The organism is Pseudoalteromonas rubra (assembly GCF_000238295.3).
Classification (GTDB): Bacteria; Pseudomonadota; Gammaproteobacteria; order Enterobacterales; family Alteromonadaceae; genus Pseudoalteromonas; species Pseudoalteromonas rubra.
In genome coordinates, this window is the sequence record NZ_AHCD03000035.1 from 813,649 (window position 1) to 830,578 (window position 16,930).

Annotated in this window: 15 protein-coding genes and 11 tRNA genes; 20 read left to right on the top strand and 6 right to left on the bottom strand. The window is 46.9% G+C overall.

Annotated elements, in window-relative coordinates:
* Positions 1-69: 69 nt before the first annotated feature.
* From pabB to PRUB_RS14705, 3 genes are all read left to right on the top strand, one after another.
* A complete protein-coding gene (pabB, locus tag PRUB_RS14695; protein WP_010381832.1) occupies positions 70-1,413 on the top strand; it encodes an aminodeoxychorismate synthase component I in 1,344 nt (447 codons plus the stop codon).
* Positions 1,410-1,967 carry a CoA pyrophosphatase gene (locus tag PRUB_RS14700; protein WP_010381835.1) on the top strand — a complete coding sequence of 186 codons (558 nt, stop codon included), beginning with the start codon at positions 1,410-1,412 and terminating at the stop codon, positions 1,965-1,967. Before pabB ends, PRUB_RS14700 begins: the two co-directional genes overlap by 4 nt.
* A 195-nt stretch (positions 1,968-2,162) precedes the next feature.
* A complete protein-coding gene (locus tag PRUB_RS14705; protein WP_010381838.1) occupies positions 2,163-3,539 on the top strand; it encodes an L-serine ammonia-lyase in 1,377 nt (458 codons plus the stop codon).
* An 87-nt stretch (positions 3,540-3,626) separates the two neighbouring features.
* Here PRUB_RS14705 and cysB read toward each other — a convergent pair whose 3' ends face one another.
* Positions 3,627-4,604, bottom strand: a complete 978-nt coding sequence (gene cysB, locus PRUB_RS14710; RefSeq protein WP_010381842.1) for an HTH-type transcriptional regulator CysB — start codon at positions 4,602-4,604, stop codon at positions 3,627-3,629.
* A gap of 278 nt (positions 4,605-4,882) precedes the next feature.
* Between cysB and PRUB_RS14715 the strand changes: the two genes are divergently transcribed.
* Positions 4,883-5,644 carry a hypothetical protein gene (locus tag PRUB_RS14715; protein WP_010381845.1) on the top strand — a complete coding sequence of 254 codons (762 nt, stop codon included), beginning with the start codon at positions 4,883-4,885 and terminating at the stop codon, positions 5,642-5,644.
* Positions 5,645-5,650: 6 nt separating this feature from the next.
* Here the strand turns inward: PRUB_RS14715 and PRUB_RS14720 are convergent, their stop codons facing one another.
* Positions 5,651-6,940, bottom strand: coding sequence for an NCS2 family permease (locus PRUB_RS14720; protein ID WP_010381847.1), 1,290 nt, complete (start codon positions 6,938-6,940; stop codon positions 5,651-5,653).
* A gap of 118 nt (positions 6,941-7,058) precedes the next feature.
* Here PRUB_RS14720 and PRUB_RS14725 point away from each other — a divergent pair, with 118 nt between their 5' ends.
* The 3 genes from PRUB_RS14725 to PRUB_RS14735 all read left to right on the top strand — a co-directional run bounded on the left by PRUB_RS14725 (position 7,059) and on the right by PRUB_RS14735 (position 8,539).
* Positions 7,059-7,523, top strand: coding sequence for a tetratricopeptide repeat protein (locus tag PRUB_RS14725; protein ID WP_010381853.1), 465 nt, complete (start codon positions 7,059-7,061; stop codon positions 7,521-7,523).
* A 118-nt stretch (positions 7,524-7,641) separates the two neighbouring features.
* Complete coding sequence (locus tag PRUB_RS14730) at positions 7,642-8,067, top strand: SulA-like leucine-rich domain-containing protein (RefSeq protein ID WP_010381856.1); 426 nt, start codon at positions 7,642-7,644, stop codon at positions 8,065-8,067.
* 16 nt (positions 8,068-8,083) lie between these two features.
* The gene (locus tag PRUB_RS14735; RefSeq protein ID WP_010381858.1) at positions 8,084-8,539 is read left to right on the top strand and encodes a YchJ family protein; all 456 of its coding nucleotides are present in this window, start codon (positions 8,084-8,086) and stop codon (positions 8,537-8,539) included.
* Between the two features lie 501 nt (positions 8,540-9,040).
* Here the strand turns inward: PRUB_RS14735 and PRUB_RS14740 are convergent.
* A complete protein-coding gene (locus tag PRUB_RS14740; RefSeq protein WP_010381860.1) occupies positions 9,041-9,562 on the bottom strand; it encodes a VC2046/SO_2500 family protein in 522 nt (173 codons plus the stop codon).
* A gap of 112 nt (positions 9,563-9,674) precedes the next feature.
* Between PRUB_RS14740 and PRUB_RS14745 the strand changes: the two genes are divergently transcribed.
* From PRUB_RS14745 to PRUB_RS14795, 11 genes are all read left to right on the top strand, one after another.
* Positions 9,675-9,759, top strand: a tRNA-Tyr gene (locus PRUB_RS14745).
* A gap of 22 nt (positions 9,760-9,781) precedes the next feature.
* Positions 9,782-9,866, top strand: a tRNA-Tyr gene (locus PRUB_RS14750).
* A 23-nt stretch (positions 9,867-9,889) separates the two neighbouring features.
* Positions 9,890-9,974, top strand: a tRNA-Tyr gene (locus PRUB_RS14755).
* 23 nt (positions 9,975-9,997) lie between these two features.
* Positions 9,998-10,082, top strand: a tRNA-Tyr gene (locus PRUB_RS14760).
* A gap of 23 nt (positions 10,083-10,105) precedes the next feature.
* Positions 10,106-10,190, top strand: a tRNA-Tyr gene (locus PRUB_RS14765).
* 23 nt (positions 10,191-10,213) lie between these two features.
* Positions 10,214-10,298, top strand: a tRNA-Tyr gene (locus tag PRUB_RS14770).
* Between the two features lie 23 nt (positions 10,299-10,321).
* Positions 10,322-10,406, top strand: a tRNA-Tyr gene (locus tag PRUB_RS14775).
* Positions 10,407-10,429: 23 nt separating this feature from the next.
* Positions 10,430-10,514: transfer RNA gene (locus PRUB_RS14780), tRNA-Tyr, on the top strand.
* 23 nt (positions 10,515-10,537) lie between these two features.
* A tRNA-Tyr gene (locus PRUB_RS14785) sits at positions 10,538-10,622 on the top strand.
* A gap of 23 nt (positions 10,623-10,645) precedes the next feature.
* Positions 10,646-10,730 (top strand) — tRNA-Tyr (locus PRUB_RS14790).
* A gap of 23 nt (positions 10,731-10,753) precedes the next feature.
* Positions 10,754-10,838: transfer RNA gene (locus PRUB_RS14795), tRNA-Tyr, on the top strand.
* A gap of 203 nt (positions 10,839-11,041) precedes the next feature.
* On the opposite strand, the gene PRUB_RS14800 is transcribed toward PRUB_RS14795, so the two are convergent.
* Positions 11,042-11,722 carry a M48 family metallopeptidase gene (locus PRUB_RS14800; RefSeq protein ID WP_010381862.1) on the bottom strand — a complete coding sequence of 227 codons (681 nt, stop codon included), beginning with the start codon at positions 11,720-11,722 and terminating at the stop codon, positions 11,042-11,044.
* Between the two features lie 72 nt (positions 11,723-11,794).
* Between PRUB_RS14800 and PRUB_RS14805 the strand changes: the two genes are divergently transcribed.
* Entirely contained in the window at positions 11,795-12,775 is a 981-nt protein-coding gene (locus PRUB_RS14805; RefSeq protein ID WP_040644449.1) for an ion channel, read from the top strand.
* Here the strand turns inward: PRUB_RS14805 and PRUB_RS14810 are convergent.
* Positions 12,772-13,419 (bottom strand): HD domain-containing protein, encoded by a 648-nt coding sequence (locus PRUB_RS14810; RefSeq protein ID WP_010381865.1) that lies wholly within the window; start codon positions 13,417-13,419, stop codon positions 12,772-12,774. The two genes, PRUB_RS14805 and PRUB_RS14810, sit on opposite strands and share 4 nt — an antisense overlap.
* Positions 13,420-13,502: 83 nt before the next feature.
* Here PRUB_RS14810 and PRUB_RS14815 point away from each other — a divergent pair, with 83 nt between their 5' ends.
* On the top strand, positions 13,503-14,693 hold the full coding sequence (locus PRUB_RS14815; RefSeq protein WP_010381867.1) for a class I SAM-dependent methyltransferase: 1,191 nt from the start codon (positions 13,503-13,505) through the stop codon (positions 14,691-14,693).
* Between the two features lie 66 nt (positions 14,694-14,759).
* On the opposite strand, the gene PRUB_RS14820 is transcribed toward PRUB_RS14815, so the two are convergent.
* A complete protein-coding gene (locus PRUB_RS14820; protein ID WP_010381869.1) occupies positions 14,760-16,619 on the bottom strand; it encodes a S8 family serine peptidase in 1,860 nt (619 codons plus the stop codon).
* Positions 16,620-16,930: the final 311 nt, after the last annotated feature.

Below are 16,930 nucleotides of genomic sequence, written 5' to 3' on the forward strand. Positions count from 1 at the left end.
GCACTAGGGATTCAATGACAATTATGATACCCTCCTCGCCCGTTTCGGGCTAGCATTCGGGTTCAGTAAATGACAAAACCAAGTAGTAATTCCATTGAACTAGACATTTCTTTGTCAACCATTGAGGTGTTTGACACCCTTGTCTCCCAGCGACTGGCAATATTACTCGATTCCAGCGATGCCAATCACGAAAATAGCCGCTTCGATATCATGAGTATCAACCCACTGTGCATACTCGAAGCCAGAGAAAGTCAATTTTACCTCGACGGTGAACAAATTGAGCAAGATGGCTTCAGCTTAATGCAAGACAAGCTCGCAGCACTCGACTCTGCGCCCCACACAGATATTCCCTTTACCGGAGGATGGCTCGGTTACTTTGGCTATGATCTTGGCCGATATATAGAGACCCTGCCTCAAATCGCGAAACAAGATATTGCACTGCCAGACATGATAGCGGGTCTGTACCCTGATGCTCTGATACACGATAACCTGAACAATCAATGGTACTTTGTTACGCAACCAGGATACGACCGGCTGAATACTTACCTGTCACTAATTAAACAAGGGGCCAGTAGTAGTGATACCTTCACGCTAACCAGCCACTGGCAGGCCAATATGACCCAGTCAGAATATGCGCACAAATTTGCCCGTATCCATGACTATCTGAAAAGCGGCGACTGTTATCAGATAAACCTGGCGCAGAGGTTCACTGCCGATTACCAGGGCTCAACCTGGTGCGCTTATAAAACGCTGCGCGCCAATAATCAGGCGCCTTTTTCTGCTTTCATAAATCTCGAAGAAGATGCCATTATATCGGTGTCACCAGAGCGCTTTATCTCAGTACGTAATGGCCAGGTTGAGACCAAACCAATCAAGGGCACATTGCCCAGAGTGCACGACGACAAACAAGCAGATGCACAGCAAGCCACCCAGTTGCAACAAAGCCCCAAAGATCGCGCAGAAAATGTGATGATTGTAGACTTGCTGCGCAATGATCTTGGCAAAGTGGCGACACCAGGCAGTGTACAGGTGCCTAAGCTATTCGAAATCGAAAGCTTTCCAGCTGTTCACCATCTGGTGAGCACCGTGACCGCACAATTAGCCGCAGGCAAAACAGCGGTTGATCAGCTGAAAGCCGCGTTCCCGGGGGGCTCAATCACTGGCGCGCCGAAGATCCGAGCAATGGAAATCATCGAAGAATTAGAACCCCACCGGCGTAGCGCCTATTGCGGCTCAATTGGCTACCTGAGTGCCTGTGGGACCATGGACACCTCGATCACCATCCGCACCTTAGTTTGTCATCAGCAAAAAATTCACTGCTGGGCCGGTGGGGGGATTGTCGCAGACTCAGACTGTGAGTTAGAGTATCAGGAGACTTATCACAAGGTGAACAAGATACTCCCCGTCCTATGAATCTACAACATGTCATCAGCCGCTTTAGTTTAAGTGCTTCGGATCAGGCGCCTGCTTCAGGGCAAGGACAAGAAAGCGCGGTATTAGTCCCCCTGCTTGAGGTGGATGGAGAAGCCTCGGTGTTGCTGTGTAAGCGCAGTGCCCAGCTGCGCAGTCATCCAAGTCAGCTCTGTTTTCCGGGTGGCAAGGTTGAATTACAAGATAAATCAGTGATCACCACGGCATTACGAGAGAGCCAGGAAGAAATTGCCCTCGATCCGCTACAAGTTAATCCGGTTGGTATTTTACCTTTGCATACGACACTGACCGGCTTTCGTATTACGCCTGTGCTGGCAACCTTAGCGCAAAATGCGACCTGGCAAACCCACAGTGATGAGGTGGAGCAAGTGTTCACCCTGCCATTGTCTTTGCTCGCACAACAAGGGGTCTGGCAACCTGTTCAAACGCGGTTGCACGGAAAAACTGTGACCTTTAATGCCCTTATGACAGAGCATGGGTTGCTTTGGGGAGCCACAGCGAAGATTGTTCAACAGTTATTGATCAGAGTGGCCTGACCAGCTAAGCACTGGCAACAATTTCCCTTCTAACTAAATGAGTTTGAAAACATTTCAGTATTTTTTAGCCTTCCCTGCTTACAATACCAGCGGATCCGCTTAAAACTGTATACAATTTTGCTGTGAAGTGGGTTACTTATGCAATAATTAACGTTATGATGTGCGCCCGTTCAGAGGCAATGTTGAGTAGAATTTATGATTAGTGCATTTGACATGTTCAGTGTTGGTATTGGACCGTCATCTTCCCATACTGTTGGACCTATGCGTGCTTCGCGCCTGTTTGTTAAAGATCTGCAAAGCAATCGCATCATTGACAAAGTCACATCAGTAAAAGTAGAGCTATTCGGCTCATTAGGTCAGACTGGCATTGGGCATGGTTCTGGCAAAGCAGTGATCTTAGGACTGGCTGGATATGATCCTGAGTCGGTAGATGCGGACAAAGTCCCTGAGATCCTGGATACCATTGAGCGTGAGCAGGTGATTTATCTGGATAAAACCTATAAAGCCGATTTTCCTAAACAAGGTGCAATTGTCTTTCATCGCCGTAAAACGCTGCCTAAACACTCCAATGCTATGGAGCTTCAGGCTTATGCAGGGTCAGAGCTCGTACACAGCCAGGTTTATTATTCTATTGGCGGTGGCTTCATTGTCACCGAAGAGCAGTTTGATACCGAGAAACAAGCCGCGTTAGACGTTCGTGAGCAAAATCCAGCGCCTTATCCTTTCGAGAATGCGCAACAACTGCTCGAGATGTGTAAAGAAACAGGCCTAAGTGTCTCTTCGCTCATGATGCACAATGAAAAAACGCTGCGTAATGAACAAGAAATCAAAACAGAGTTGTTTCATATCTGGGAAGTGATGAAAGCCTGTATTGAACGCGGTATGCGCACCGAAGGCATCTTACCCGGCGGGCTAAAAGTAAAGCGTCGCGCGCCAAGTTTGTATTTAAAACTGAATGTTGAAAACAGCAACGATCCACTTCGGGCAATGGACTGGGTTGATCTGTTTGCACTCGCCGTTAATGAAGAAAATGCTGCTGGCGGCCGCGTAGTAACTGCACCCACGAACGGTGCTGCCGGGATCCTGCCTGCGGTACTCATGTATTATCATACGTTTATCAAAGAAGTGGATGCTGAGATAGCAACACGCTACCTGCTCACTGCCGCAGCAATTGGTATTCTGTATAAGAAAAATGCTTCTATTTCTGGTGCTGAAGTTGGCTGTCAGGGTGAAGTAGGTGTGGCCTGCTCTATGGCAGCCGGCGCACTCACAGAAATCATGGGCGGCAATGTGGTACACGTAGAAAATGCTGCTGAAATAGGGATGGAACATAATCTAGGGTTAACTTGCGACCCGGTGGGTGGACTGGTACAGGTACCATGTATTGAGCGTAACGCTATGGGTGCGGTGAAAGCCATCAATGCATCACGTCTTGCCATGCGTGGCAGTGGTGAGCAAAAAGTGTCTTTAGATAAGGTTATCAAAACCATGCTGGATACGGGTAATGATATGAAGACCAAGTATAAAGAAACAGCACGTGGTGGACTCGCAGTTAATATCATTGAATGTTAATCCGTACCATCAGACATTAAAAAAGCCGCTTTTGCGGCTTTTTTAATGTCTGATATCAGTTCACATTGAGCACCCTGGTGTGTTCATTCATTTGACTGGTAACTCGGTGTTTTCAAACAGCGCATCGACATCGTCCTGATTGCGCAGCAAGCTGGCACGTTCAACCAAATCTTTAGTCAGATGTGGTGCAAACCGTTCGATAAAGTCGTACATGTACCCACGAAGGAAGCTACCCTTTCTGAAGCCAATCTTGGTCGTACTTGCTTCAAAAAGATGACTGGCATCAATGCATACCAGGTCATTGTCGGTGATTTCATCGACGGCCATTGTTGCCAGCACACCAACACCCAGCCCCAACCGGACATAGGTCTTAATCACGTCAGCATCCGTGGCGGTGAAGACAATATGCGGAGATAGTCCATGTGCATTAAAGGCTTTATCCAGTTCAGAGCGTCCGGTAAAGCCGAACACATAAGTGATCAAAGGAAACTTTGCGACATCCTGAACTGTAATGTTACTGCCTTTCTTTGCCAATGGATGATCTTTCGTCACCACAATACTGCGGTTCCAGTGATAGCAAGGTAGCATGATCAGGTCGCCATACAGATGCAGCGCCTCCGTTGCGATGGCGAAGTCTGCATCACCTCGCGCAGCTGCATCCGAAATCTGTTGCGGTGTACCCTGGTGCATGTGTAATGACACGGCCGGATACTTTTGCATAAACCCCTGGATGACATTCGGCAAGGCATAACGCGCCTGTGTATGCGTAGTCGCGATATTGAGCTTACCCTGATCTGGTAAAGTGTGTTCGTTGGCAACGGCTTTAATGCCTTCTACCTTAGACAATATCTCTCGGGCAATATTGATTATTTCATTGCCTGCACTGGTAACATGTGTGAGATGTTTGCCACTGCGGCCAAAGATCTGTACACCAAGCTCGTCCTCCAGCATACGCACTTGCTTGGAAATTCCCGGCTGGGAGGTATACAAGCTTTCAGCGGTTGCTGACACATTGAGATTGTGATTCAGAACTTCAACTATGTATTTCAGTTGTTGTAATTTCATAACTAAGCATTTGTTTTAATTGTTATCTGGTGTACGACTAGGCCAATTATCGTTAGATACAGGCAAATAATGACTCAGCCTAGCATAATTATAGTATATCCGATAGGACAATACTTTCCCCAGTGTATTAGAGCCAGCTTCCAAGCATTAAGCTATACTAAAAAATGATGGAATTTGGTGGATTTTCAAGTCTCTTGTTATTAACACTGTTCAATCCCCAATTATTTGATGTAATATAAAAAAACTGTCAGCTGTATGATTTACGAAGAGATCCGGGTATGTTTATTACCGTAATAATTTTGTTGATTGTAGCACTCATTGTCATTGCAGTGTGGGTCAGTGCTATTCAACAACACAAAGAAAAACAAGAAGCGGAACGCCGTAAAGAGCTGGCAAAGCAGAAGCGGATCATTGAAGAAGCCGAAGATGTGATCCTCAACAGCAGCAACATTCCTATGTCCGGCGCCATGATAAAAGTTATTCAGCGTCGTGTACACGATGCGCTGGTATCTATGGTCGAGCTCTCGCCGACCTCTCGCGAATTGAAAAGCCGTATGCATGAATCCCAGGAGCGTTTGAACAACGAGCCTCAAAATGCAAACGAATCCGATAAAGTCACCTTACCCGATAACGATAAGCAGCTCATCGCCCTGGTTCAGGGTATTAAGAAACTGCGCCACCTGCTACGTTCTGAACACAGTAAAGGCAAAGTAGACACGCAAGTGTTTGTTCAGGAAGACCGAAAAATGGAACGGTTGCAACTACGAATAAACGTAGAAAGTCAAATCAAGCGTGGGATGTCAGCTAAGAGCGCTAACATGGTGGGGTCGGCACGACAATACTTCGAAAAAGCCTATGCGATTATCTGCGGTGTCACCCACGCCGATGAGTACACCAAAGAAAAGAAAACGCTGCTCGAGGGATACCTGAGTGAGATTAGTACTGAGCTTAAAGCGTCCAATGCCTCTGCGGTGAAAAAGAAAGCAGAGAAAGAAAAGGACGATCTCGATGTCCTTTTCGCACCCAAGAAAAAGTGGTGATCAGCCTCAGCTGATCGCAAACTTGACAATAAACAGCACGGTCAATACCCAAACACTGATAGAGATTTCCTCACGCTTATTACACGCCAGCTTCACCGCAGTATAAGAAATAAAGCCAAGCGCTATGCCATGCGCAATAGAGAACGTCAGTGGCGTCATAAGTAACACGACGCTGACCGGAATGGCATCGCTCATATCATCCCAGTTTACCAGCTTCAGATTTTGTAGCATCAATACAGCGACGTACAAAATCGCTCCGGCAGTGGCATACGCAGGGACCATTTGCGCCAGAGGTGCAAAGAACATCATAAGTAGGAAACACAAACCAACTACCACAGCGGTTAAGCCAGTACGACCACCCACAGACACACCTGACACAGACTCAATGTACGAGGTAGTTGTGGAGGTACCGAGAAAAGACCCTGCAATCGTTGCTGAGCTGTCAGCCGAAAGCGCTCTGCCAAGGCGCGGCATCCGCCCTTCTTTATCTGCAATTCCGGCTTTTTGTGTCACCGCAACCAAAGTGCCACTGGTATCAAACAAATCAACAAATAAAAATGCGAACACCACACTCAGCATTGAAATTTCCAACGCACTGGCAATATCAAGTTGCGCCAGAGTTGGTGTAATACTCGGTGGCATAGAAACAATACCAGTGTAGTCGACTAAGCCGAGGCCCCAGGCGAGCACTGTCACTAACAAAATACTCAGCAGCACGCCACTTTTCATATCACGATACATTAAGGCAGCAATAACAAAAAAGCTCAGAATGGCAAGCAAAGGGCCAGGGCTGGTAATGTCACCTAGTTGCACAAAAGTGGCGGGACTGGCAACGATGATCTGCGCATTTTTAAGCGCTATCAGTGCCAGGAAAGCACCAATACCTGTGGCAATGGCTTGTTTTAGTACCAGTGGAATTGCCTGGATCACCCACTCTCTGACCTTAAATATACTAAGTAATAAAAATAAACAGCCAGATAAAAAAACCGCGCCCAACGCACTTTGCCAGGAATGGCCCATACCCAACACAACGCCGTAAGTGAAAAAGGCATTTAAGCCCATGCCTGGCGCCAGAGCCAGCGGATAATTGGCCCACAACCCCATAATAAAACAGCCTATGGCTGCGGCTAAACAGGTGGCAACAAACGCAGCACCATGATCGATACCCGCTTCAGCCAACATGGCAGGGTTCACAAAAACAATGTAAACCATAGTGACAAATGTTGTCAGACCGGCGATAAACTCGGTTTTGACTGTGCTCTGCTGTGCACGGAGCGAAAATAATTTTTCCAGCATGTCTTTGTATTTTATATAGAAACGAAAGCCGGATTTTATCACAAATCTCTGGTGTAATCGGACAAAATAGTTAAAAATCAGCTACACTCTGATCTAAGTCGTATTAAGTGAAATCAGTATGAAAAAGAACCAATTAGCAGTTGCAAACGGCAGTGATTTAGAGCAACAGCTGCTCAATGTGCTGGAATTTGTGACCGCAACACCGGACTCTGAAAACCGCTGGCCCAACGATACCGATAACAAGGCTGTCTATAAAAAAGGCCTTTATTATCTGAAAAATAAACAATATCCGCTCGCTGCGAAATGGCTTCGGCTGGCCGCGATGTCAGGTGACAACAAGGCCCAGTTTTATCTTGGCATGCTATTTGTGAAAGGCCAGGGTGTACCAAAAAGCGTTTTTCATGGTATTGCCTGGCTATCGCTCGCCCAAAGCCAAGGGAATCAGGCAGCAGCCGGCACACTTGAGCAAGTGCGTACCCACCTGACAGCTAAGCGATTCATAGATGCCCAGTGCTATGCCGCAACCCTGTATGAACAGATCCATCAAATGATGCACTTTAGCCCGGATGCGAACCCAAAATAAAAGTAAATGTAATCAAAGCACTATTTAAAAAGCACAAAAAATACGCGATATTTTACTTGCCAAATAGCACTGTATGAAATACTGTATAACCACTGTATAGAAAATCAGTGGTCTGCTCATGTTACATACTCAAGTGCAAAATATATCAGTGTCTCAGGCTAAAACAGCCAATAAACGCTATCAGTTAGTATATGCGGAAGATGACATAGTAAGCAGTTTAGAACTGCTTAAAATCCTGTATCGATGCAATTCACTTCACAGATGGACCTTGCTTATTGCACCAGACAACATTCCAAGCAAAGCCCTGCTGGATAACAGTTCAATTGATAGCAGCAAGCTACTGGTGCTACGTCAAAGACATTTGATAAACTTAGAGTATGTTATTAACAGCGCTTTATGCAAAGGTAACTTTGCAGCGGTGATCACCTGGACAGACATTGTGTCGGAACAACAGCTGTCTCAGTTTAAACTGATAGACAGTGACACTGAGATCTTTTGTTTTACCCGCACCTCTGGACATGAGGTATCTGTCGTTGCGCATTAAGTTCAAATGAGAAAATATGTGTTATTGCGGTTCTGAAAGAGAAGCACAAGCATGCTGTCTGCCTTTCATAGCAGGCCAAAAGCTACCTGACAGTGCGGAGCAGTTAATGCGCTCCAGATACAGTGCTTATTGCCTCAAAGACACAGGGTACATACATCGTACTTATGCACAGTGCAAACGTGCAGAAAATAGCGAGGCCAGTATCAGTGAATTTGCTGAGCATGCAACCTTTATTGGCTTGGAGGTCATCCAAAGCAGTGAGTCTCCAGAACATCACTTTGTGGAGTTTAAGGCTACATACCTGGATGGCAGCACCTGTATCACTATGCACGAACGGTCTCGCTTTTTACGTGAAGACGGCCAATGGCGTTATCTTGATGGTGAACTGTTTGCCTGCCCTGAGAAAAAAATGAGCAGGAATGATCCTTGTCCCTGCCACAGTGGGAAGAAGTTCAAAAAGTGCCACGGCTAACTTGGCAGGCTAGATGATCTGGGTTATTGAGTATTCAATAGCCCAGTTCTAAGTAGGCAGCTTCTTCGCGTTTGTCGTACCCCATTTATTTGTGCTCTGCAACTAAGGCCCCCTAAGCGACTTCAAAGCCTTTGAAGCGGCCTAACAAAATCAAAGACAAAGACTCTAGCAAACGACAACATCATTCCAATGTGCTTATGATGTTTGCACGCATCAAATCACTCACCCAACATTTATACCAATTTCAATTAATACCTAGTCTATTTGAAGCAACAAATAGGACGCGAACGGCGTTAAAAATTTCTCATTTAGAACCTTATACCTTAGACATAGGTTCACAAATTCTTGCCTCGCCTACATGGACATAGGTGCCTCAGCGATAGCAGGACGCGAGAGCGGTGTTATCGACCCTATTTTCTCGCCTCAAAATAGATCACTTAATTAAGCAAATTGGTATTACACATCGCTTAGTGTTCTTTTTCAAACTGGCTGTGGCGTTTGTTACACCGCAACCTGCAACATAGATTGCATTTCACCACCGGCTATCTGGTCATAGAAACCTGCGGCATCTATATCGTGGTTATCAACAAGCATTTGCGGATTTCTGCTATTTTCGAACTTCTGTCTCACGGCAGGCTCCAAATTATCAACGATATGCAGCGGAATGTGCTTTTTGTCGTTACGTACTGCAAAGGGCTCTGGCTGCAAACATTCTTTGAGGCGAAGACTTGTCAGATCGCCGCCCTGGGCCAGAAATCCATTATTCTGACCAATCAGCATATCGAACTGCTCTGGGGCAAGCGGCTTTTGCGGACCAAGCTGCAACGCCTTTTTAAGCGCCTCTTCTGATTTATCCGCTTCTTGTGGAGACGTATGCGGGAGGTCAAACTGGCTAAAATCTAATGCATCCTGAGACAACAAAGATAGCAGTAAGCCAAAGTCACCGCGTCTTGCTTCATGAACACTGTGATTGAGTGCACTGCCCAGCTGAGCCTCTTTGCACAAAATGCCATCTATCTGCATGTAAAATCGCCACAATTTATCAAATATGAAAATTTATCGGCATTTTTTCAATTTTCTTTAGGACATTTCTTTACTTCACTAAAAACTTTGATATTATCAGCGCCCATGTTGAGGAGGGGTTCCCGAGCGGCCAAAGGGATCAGACTGTAAATCTGACGGCACTGCCTTCGCTGGTTCGAATCCAGCCCCCTCCACCACATCACAATTTGTATTCTCTTAGGAGGGGTTCCCGAGCGGCCAAAGGGATCAGACTGTAAATCTGACGGCACTGCCTTCGCTGGTTCGAATCCAGCCCCCTCCACCACCTTACAATTTGTTTTTCTCTTAGGAGGGGTTCCCGAGCGGCCAAAGGGATCAGACTGTAAATCTGACGGCACTGCCTTCGCTGGTTCGAATCCAGCCCCCTCCCCCACCTTACAATTTGTTTTTCTCTTAGGAGGGGTTCCCGAGCGGCCAAAGGGATCAGACTGTAAATCTGACGGCACTGCCTTCGCTGGTTCGAATCCAGCCCCCTCCCCCACCTTACAATTTGTTTTTCTCTTAGGAGGGGTTCCCGAGCGGCCAAAGGGATCAGACTGTAAATCTGACGGCACTGCCTTCGCTGGTTCGAATCCAGCCCCCTCCCCCACCTTACAATTTGTTTTTCTCTTAGGAGGGGTTCCCGAGCGGCCAAAGGGATCAGACTGTAAATCTGACGGCACTGCCTTCGCTGGTTCGAATCCAGCCCCCTCCCCCACCTTACAATTTGTTTTTCTCTTAGGAGGGGTTCCCGAGCGGCCAAAGGGATCAGACTGTAAATCTGACGGCACTGCCTTCGCTGGTTCGAATCCAGCCCCCTCCCCCACCTTACAATTTGTTTTTCTCTTAGGAGGGGTTCCCGAGCGGCCAAAGGGATCAGACTGTAAATCTGACGGCACTGCCTTCGCTGGTTCGAATCCAGCCCCCTCCCCCACCTTACAATTTGTTTTTCTCTTAGGAGGGGTTCCCGAGCGGCCAAAGGGATCAGACTGTAAATCTGACGGCACTGCCTTCGCTGGTTCGAATCCAGCCCCCTCCCCCACCTTACAATTTGTTTTTCTCTTAGGAGGGGTTCCCGAGCGGCCAAAGGGATCAGACTGTAAATCTGACGGCACTGCCTTCGCTGGTTCGAATCCAGCCCCCTCCCCCACCTTACAATTTGTTTTTCTCTTAGGAGGGGTTCCCGAGCGGCCAAAGGGATCAGACTGTAAATCTGACGGCACTGCCTTCGCTGGTTCGAATCCAGCCCCCTCCACCACTTTTCTACCTTAGTATCGCAAATACTATGTTCTCTACACTTTTTTCATAGTCAATCAACCGGTGCGTAGGTTATCAGGCAGTCGCACAAGCACCATTCGCAAACCGATGTTTTCATTAATGCGCCAAAATGGAAGCAAGCTTCTCAGGCAGCCCATTACAAAGCCATCAACCATTCACGTGACTTGATAAACCCAGTCTCCGCTATGGCTTTTCGATCTGTAACCCAACTCCATTTTGCTTCAGATAAGCTTGAGCTTCCCGGTACCTGGGATAATGACGGGCCACAATCTGCCAAAAGGCCTGATTGTGTGCCATCACGTGATAGTGTGCCAGCTCGTGCACGACAACATAATCGATGACCCATTTGGGCGCACCAACCAGCAAGCTATTGAGCGCCAGCGTACCATTTGATGACAAACTGCCCCAGCGACGTTTATATTCTCTTATTTTCAATTCCTGATACTGACTGTTCATCAGCGCTGAATACTCTGCCAATATTGGTGTTACATAGCTGAGCAATATCTGGTTTAAGAGCTTAAATAAGGCTTTACGCGCGCCTTCCGTTCCTGGTTGTGCCCGGGTTTTGAGACCGATGCATTTGGCGTCATGATCGATATAAGAACGACACTGCGACAGCGCCAGCTGATATCGCTCACCAAATATCTGAATTTCTCTATGACTAAAAGGTGACTGGATCTGTTGTTGCTGGGCAGACACCGCTTGCTTTTTATCCTCAACCCAGCTCGACTTGCTTTTCAACCAGGCTTCCAGCCATTGTCGGTCTATACCATGCGGCGCAAATACTTTCACGCCATTCGCTGTGACTTTTATCGCAACGCTCTGTCTGCGCTTACTGATACTTAACTGATAATCGAATGACATAGATACAATTTTTTATTTACCCTGAAAAAATGCTGCTACCCTTACTAATAGGAAGGATTAAACTGGCGTAACATGAATAACAAACCACTTTGCCAATATGAATCTCCCGACGGCCATAAATGCCAGGAAATAGACATGGGTTCAGGCTATTGCTTCTGGCATGATAGCAAATTTGACAAAAGCGGTCTGGAGTTAACACAAAAACTGGAACGGTATGCAAAACGTGGTGGCCTTTTGCAGGGGTTGGAATTAAAACGTGCCAACCTGGAAGGTCTTAACCTGGTCAAATTTGATAACCATGAAGGATATGACCTGTCATACAGCAACTTCTACCGGGCCAACCTGCAAGGTGCTCACCTGTTCAACAACACCATCAAAAATGCATCTCTCATGAAAGCAGACTTGCGAGATGCCAACCTGCATTGCTGCAAGCTCGAAAACACCAATCTGCTCGGTATGAAACTTGATAAAACCCGTATCGATAACCTCTACCTTGGCGATAAACTGTTACAAGAAAAACAAGCCAGCGATGCGCTTAAAGAGCAAGACTTAGATGAAGCAAACGACTTATTCTTACAATCAGAAGAAATCTATCGCTTACTGAGAAAAGGCGCAGAGCAGCAAGGCCTGTTTGAAATGGCTGGCAAATATACATACAGCGAACTTCGCATGCGCCACGCACAATACCCTAAATTGTCCAAACGCCGGTTGGTATCCTCTTTTGTTGATATGTTATGTGGCTACGGCGAAAAACCCGAAAATGTGATCCGCTTCAGTCTTGGCATGATAGTCGCCTGTGCGATTTGCTACTTTATATTCGGGATAAATTATAACGACGGGCTGATCCAGTTTTCCAGTCAGGCCTCATGGTCAGACAACCTCAGTACATTACTCAACTGCATTTATTTCAGTGTGGTCACTTTCACTACACTGGGTTATGGCGACATAACGCCGACCGGCATTACCCGGTTAATCGCCACGGTTGAAGCGTTTACCGGGAGCTTTTCACTTGCGTTGTTTGTCGTTGTTTTCGTAAAACGCATGACCCGCTAGTCGGGGACGCCTATCTCTCTGCCCAGCTCGTGCAAGAATCCACGCATAAACTCAGTTCGGCGCTGCGCTTCTTGTTGTGCCGACTGTGTATGCATTTGCTCTGCAATGTTCAGCAGCTTGATGTAGAAGTGATCTAACGTGTACTTTTTATCGTCCGCTTCTCGTTGCTGACAGAATGGGTCATCAATGTGATACATATGTCTGGCAATAGCCCCACCGACTTTCATGCATCGACTCACCCCAATCGCCCCAAGCGCATCCATCCGGTCTGCGTCCTGGACAACTTTTGCTTCCAGCGTATCGGGTGGCACGTTGGCACTGAAGCTGTGTGCAACTATCGCATGATGCACCGCTGAGAGTTTATGCTCTGGATAATCCAGAGTTGATAGAAAAGCAACCGCCCTGTCCCCGGCCAACTTCGAAGCAATCGGCCTGTCCGGGTGATTCTTTGCCACAGCCACACAGTCGTGTAACCAGGCTGCGGGCAACACAACTTCAAGATCAGCCCCCTCCGCAGCACAGAGTTGCTTGGCGGTTTTAACCACACGCAGGATGTGTGATAAATCATGGGCGGTATCGGCAAACTCAGTTGTGAGCATAAAATCTCTGCATGCCGTCTCTAATTCCGTCATATTTGCTGTCATTTATCCCTTAACCTTATGGTTCTGATTGTATGTTTTTATTGGCTTCACTAAAATGTCACCATTATCCATAGTAAGGAATTTATATGTCTTGCGCGCTGTATTTACAACCTGGCCGTGAAAAATCTTTAAAAAGAAAACACCCTTGGATCTTTTCCAAGGCAATCAAAAAAGTCAAAGGCAAGCCTGCGCTTGGCGATACAGTGACCATTTATAGTCACGACGGACAGTACCTCGCAACAGCCGCATACAGCCCCGATTCACAGATCCGAGCCCGGATCTGGAGCTTTGATCAAACAGAAGTCATCGATCAGGCCTTTTTCGAACGTCGACTCGCACGCGCACTTGCAGCCCGCGAACAGGTCATAGAAGAAGGACAGTTAACCGGTTTCAGATTGTGTGCCGCGGAGTCAGATGGCTTACCCGGCATTACCATAGACAAATTTGATAACTATTTGGTTTGTCAGTTACTCAGCGCCGGTGCAGAACGTCATAAGGGCGAAATAGTACAAGCACTCAGAACGCTGTTCCCTGAATGTCACATTTACGAACGTTCTGATGTCGATGTGCGTAAAAAAGAAGGGCTTGAGAAAACCACAGGCGTATTGTGGGGAGACGAGCCAACGGCACCCGTTGTGATCATGGAAAACGGCTTAAAAATAGAAGTCGATATCAAATCCGGGCATAAAACGGGTTTCTATCTGGACCAAAGAGACAGTCGAGCAGCATTGGAGCGCTTTTCAAAAGGTAAGTCTGTACTGAATTGCTTCTGCTACACAGGCACATTTGGCCTGTATGCTCTGCGCGGCGATTGTGATGAGGTTATTAATGTCGATGTGTCCCAGCCCGCTTTAGATACCGCAAAACGCAATGTCGAACACAATGAGCTGGATGTATCCCGTGCTCAGTTTGTTAAACAAGACGTGTTTAAGCTCCTCAGGCAGTATCGGGAAGAAGGTCGTCAGTTTGATACTATCGTCATGGATCCACCAAAATTTGCAGAAAGTAAAGCTCAGCTTAATGGTGCATGTCGTGGTTACAAAGACATCAACATGTTGGCAATGCAATTGCTCAAGCCTGGTGGAACCTTATTGACCTTCTCTTGCTCAGGCCTGATGGAACAAAATCTATTCCAGAAAGTCGTGGCTGACGCTGCGCTGGATGCCGGTAAAGACCTATTAATTATGGAGCGTCTTAATCAGGCTGCTGACCACCCTATCGCGGGTTGCTATCCGGAAGGGTTCTACCTGAAGGGTCTAATCTGCAAAGTCTATTAATTGCTATCAGTAAAGTAAAAAGGCCGCTTTAGAGCGGCCTTTTCTATATTACTCAATCAGTACTGTTTAGAAACTGCCTTGCAGAGTCAGGCCTGAGTAGCTGCTGTATCCACGTACCATGATGTGGTAAGTCCCGCCATCCGCACCTGAACTCAGGCTACAGCTTTCTGTGTTACCAGAAAGGTATGGACGACAATCATAGTTATTAGTGGTCGGCTGAGTGCCTTTACGAACATACAAGTCCGCATCACCTGACCCACCTGAAATGCTCACGTTCAAGGTTACATTGGCCGGTACTTCGATTGTATAACGGGTATCTGTATTGGTACCGCCAGACAAACCAGTGACTGGCACGCCGTTTTGAAGGCAGTTTGCACCACAGCCTGAAGCATCACCAAAAGTCCCTGTCAGCGTAGCGCCTGAATACTGGCTATAGCCATGTAGCATTACGTACCAGTCGCCCGCTGCCGGGTTAGAGAACTCACAAGACTCGTTGTTGCCGTTTTTATATGGACGACACGCGTAGCTGCTTTGAGTCGGTTGAGATCCTTGTTGAACATACAGATCCGCATCACCCGAGCCACCAGCCAGAGTGAAAGAAACCGATGCTGCACCAGCTGGAACAGCAAGCTTATAGAAGGTCTCAGAGCCAGACGCACCTGACGCCGACACACCTACACCTGAAACAAGCTCAGTTGGGCCCGGAGGAGGCGGTGGTGGTGGTGCATCACCTTCCAGCGTATAAAGCAGTTCATTAGGCGAGCTTGCTTTTGCATCAGACACCGCTCCTTTAGTACTTCTGCTGCTCAGCAATGAGTCAATTTGAGCTGGCGTAAGCGTCGGATCCTGGTCAAGGTATAAAGCCACCGCACCTGCAACATGAGGTGCTGCCATTGAGGTACCACTGATAGTGTTAGTAGCGCTGTCTGAGTTATACCAAGCAGATTTAATACTTGAGCCTGGCGCATAGATATCCAGACAAGAGCCGTAGTTAGAGAAACTAGAGCGGCCATCACTGCTTGTTGTAGAACCGACCGTTATCGCGTCAGCTGCACGAGCAGGTGAATAGTTACAGGCATCGCTGTTATCATTACCCGCAGCAACAACGAAGGTAACCCCGGAGGCAACGGCAGCATTCACCGCATCATCAACAGCCTGAGATACACCACCACCCAAACTCATGTTGGCAACAGACGGGCCTGACGCATTATTCTTAACCCAGTCAATCCCAGAAATTACACCAGAATATGACCCTGAGCCATTACACCCTAATACGCGAACGCCTACGACGTTGACATTTTTCGCAACACCGTACTCTGACCCACCGATAGTACCAGCAACGTGTGTACCGTGACCGTTACAGTCAGACGAGTCTGCATCGTTGTCAACAAAGTCATAACCATGGCTTGCACGATTACCGAACTCACTGTGCGAAATACGCACACCTGTATCGATGACGTACGCGGTCACACCTGTGCCGTCAAAGTCATAGTGGTAGTTTGAGTTCAGAGGCAAATCACGCTGATCGACACGGTCAAGACCCCAAATCGCATTATTCTGATCACCAGAAGCCTGAGGTGTGACAGTGACAATCTGATCTTGCTCAATATAGGCAATATTAGGGTCTTTAAGCATTGCTTTAACATCGCCTTCAGATGCCTTGATTACCACACCGTTTAGCACGCCGTTAAAGCGTTTCGCAACGCTTACATTATAAGCATTGCTAAGTGCCTGTGCCTGAGTGGTCGCATAATCAGAGATAGCCATAGCGCTTTGTGTATTAAGCACAGTTGGCGTTTTAAACACGACAATATAATTGTCTGGAATGGCTTTACCCTGATCTGCTGTCAGTAACTCTGCCTGAGCCATAGACTGTCCAGATAGGCCTGCCAGGACGGCAAAAGCCAGTGTGTTTAGTTTACGCATACTTGTTCCTTTTTTGTTGTTTGGTTAATTTCCAATCAAAATGTAGCGCATGTGAAGAAAAAATAAACAACAAATTAGAACATTTATTTAACTATGTTTACAATATTTGTAAATTTAAATTTACATTAGTTTTTTTCACTTTAGTGAATTTTTCATTAGCCTATTGATTTTTGTAATTTAATTTTACTTAAGCCCGCCTTTATTCCCCATAACAGGTTGGCCTAACGTCAATTCTTTTCACGTAACCTGAAAGTAACAGGTGTTGCACAAGGACCTGCTCATCCAGGTTGTTGCTGGCCCTTGTGCTCCCC

What these genes read in the sequence shown, in the direction of transcription:
- PRUB_RS14720 (WP_010381847.1), bottom strand. Translation starts at nt 6,940, where the DNA reads ATGCTGGAAAAATTATTTTCGCTCCGTGCACAGCAGAGCACAGTCAAA.
- pabB (WP_010381832.1), top strand. Translation starts at nt 70, where the DNA reads ATGACAAAACCAAGTAGTAATTCCATTGAACTAGACATTTCTTTGTCA.
- PRUB_RS14705 (WP_010381838.1), top strand. Translation starts at nt 2,163, where the DNA reads ATGATTAGTGCATTTGACATGTTCAGTGTTGGTATTGGACCGTCATCT.
- PRUB_RS14735 (WP_010381858.1), top strand. Translation starts at nt 8,084, where the DNA reads ATGTGTTATTGCGGTTCTGAAAGAGAAGCACAAGCATGCTGTCTGCCT.
- PRUB_RS14700 (WP_010381835.1), top strand. Translation starts at nt 1,410, where the DNA reads ATGAATCTACAACATGTCATCAGCCGCTTTAGTTTAAGTGCTTCGGAT.
- cysB (WP_010381842.1), bottom strand. Translation starts at nt 4,604, where the DNA reads ATGAAATTACAACAACTGAAATACATAGTTGAAGTTCTGAATCACAAT.
- PRUB_RS14820 (WP_010381869.1), bottom strand. Translation starts at nt 16,619, where the DNA reads ATGCGTAAACTAAACACACTGGCTTTTGCCGTCCTGGCAGGCCTATCT.
- PRUB_RS14800 (WP_010381862.1), bottom strand. Translation starts at nt 11,722, where the DNA reads ATGTCATTCGATTATCAGTTAAGTATCAGTAAGCGCAGACAGAGCGTT.
- PRUB_RS14805 (WP_040644449.1), top strand. Translation starts at nt 11,795, where the DNA reads ATGAATAACAAACCACTTTGCCAATATGAATCTCCCGACGGCCATAAA.
- PRUB_RS14730 (WP_010381856.1), top strand. Translation starts at nt 7,642, where the DNA reads ATGTTACATACTCAAGTGCAAAATATATCAGTGTCTCAGGCTAAAACA.
- PRUB_RS14725 (WP_010381853.1), top strand. Translation starts at nt 7,059, where the DNA reads ATGAAAAAGAACCAATTAGCAGTTGCAAACGGCAGTGATTTAGAGCAA.
- PRUB_RS14740 (WP_010381860.1), bottom strand. Translation starts at nt 9,562, where the DNA reads ATGCAGATAGATGGCATTTTGTGCAAAGAGGCTCAGCTGGGCAGTGCA.
- PRUB_RS14715 (WP_010381845.1), top strand. Translation starts at nt 4,883, where the DNA reads ATGTTTATTACCGTAATAATTTTGTTGATTGTAGCACTCATTGTCATT.
- PRUB_RS14810 (WP_010381865.1), bottom strand. Translation starts at nt 13,419, where the DNA reads ATGACAGCAAATATGACGGAATTAGAGACGGCATGCAGAGATTTTATG.
- PRUB_RS14815 (WP_010381867.1), top strand. Translation starts at nt 13,503, where the DNA reads ATGTCTTGCGCGCTGTATTTACAACCTGGCCGTGAAAAATCTTTAAAA.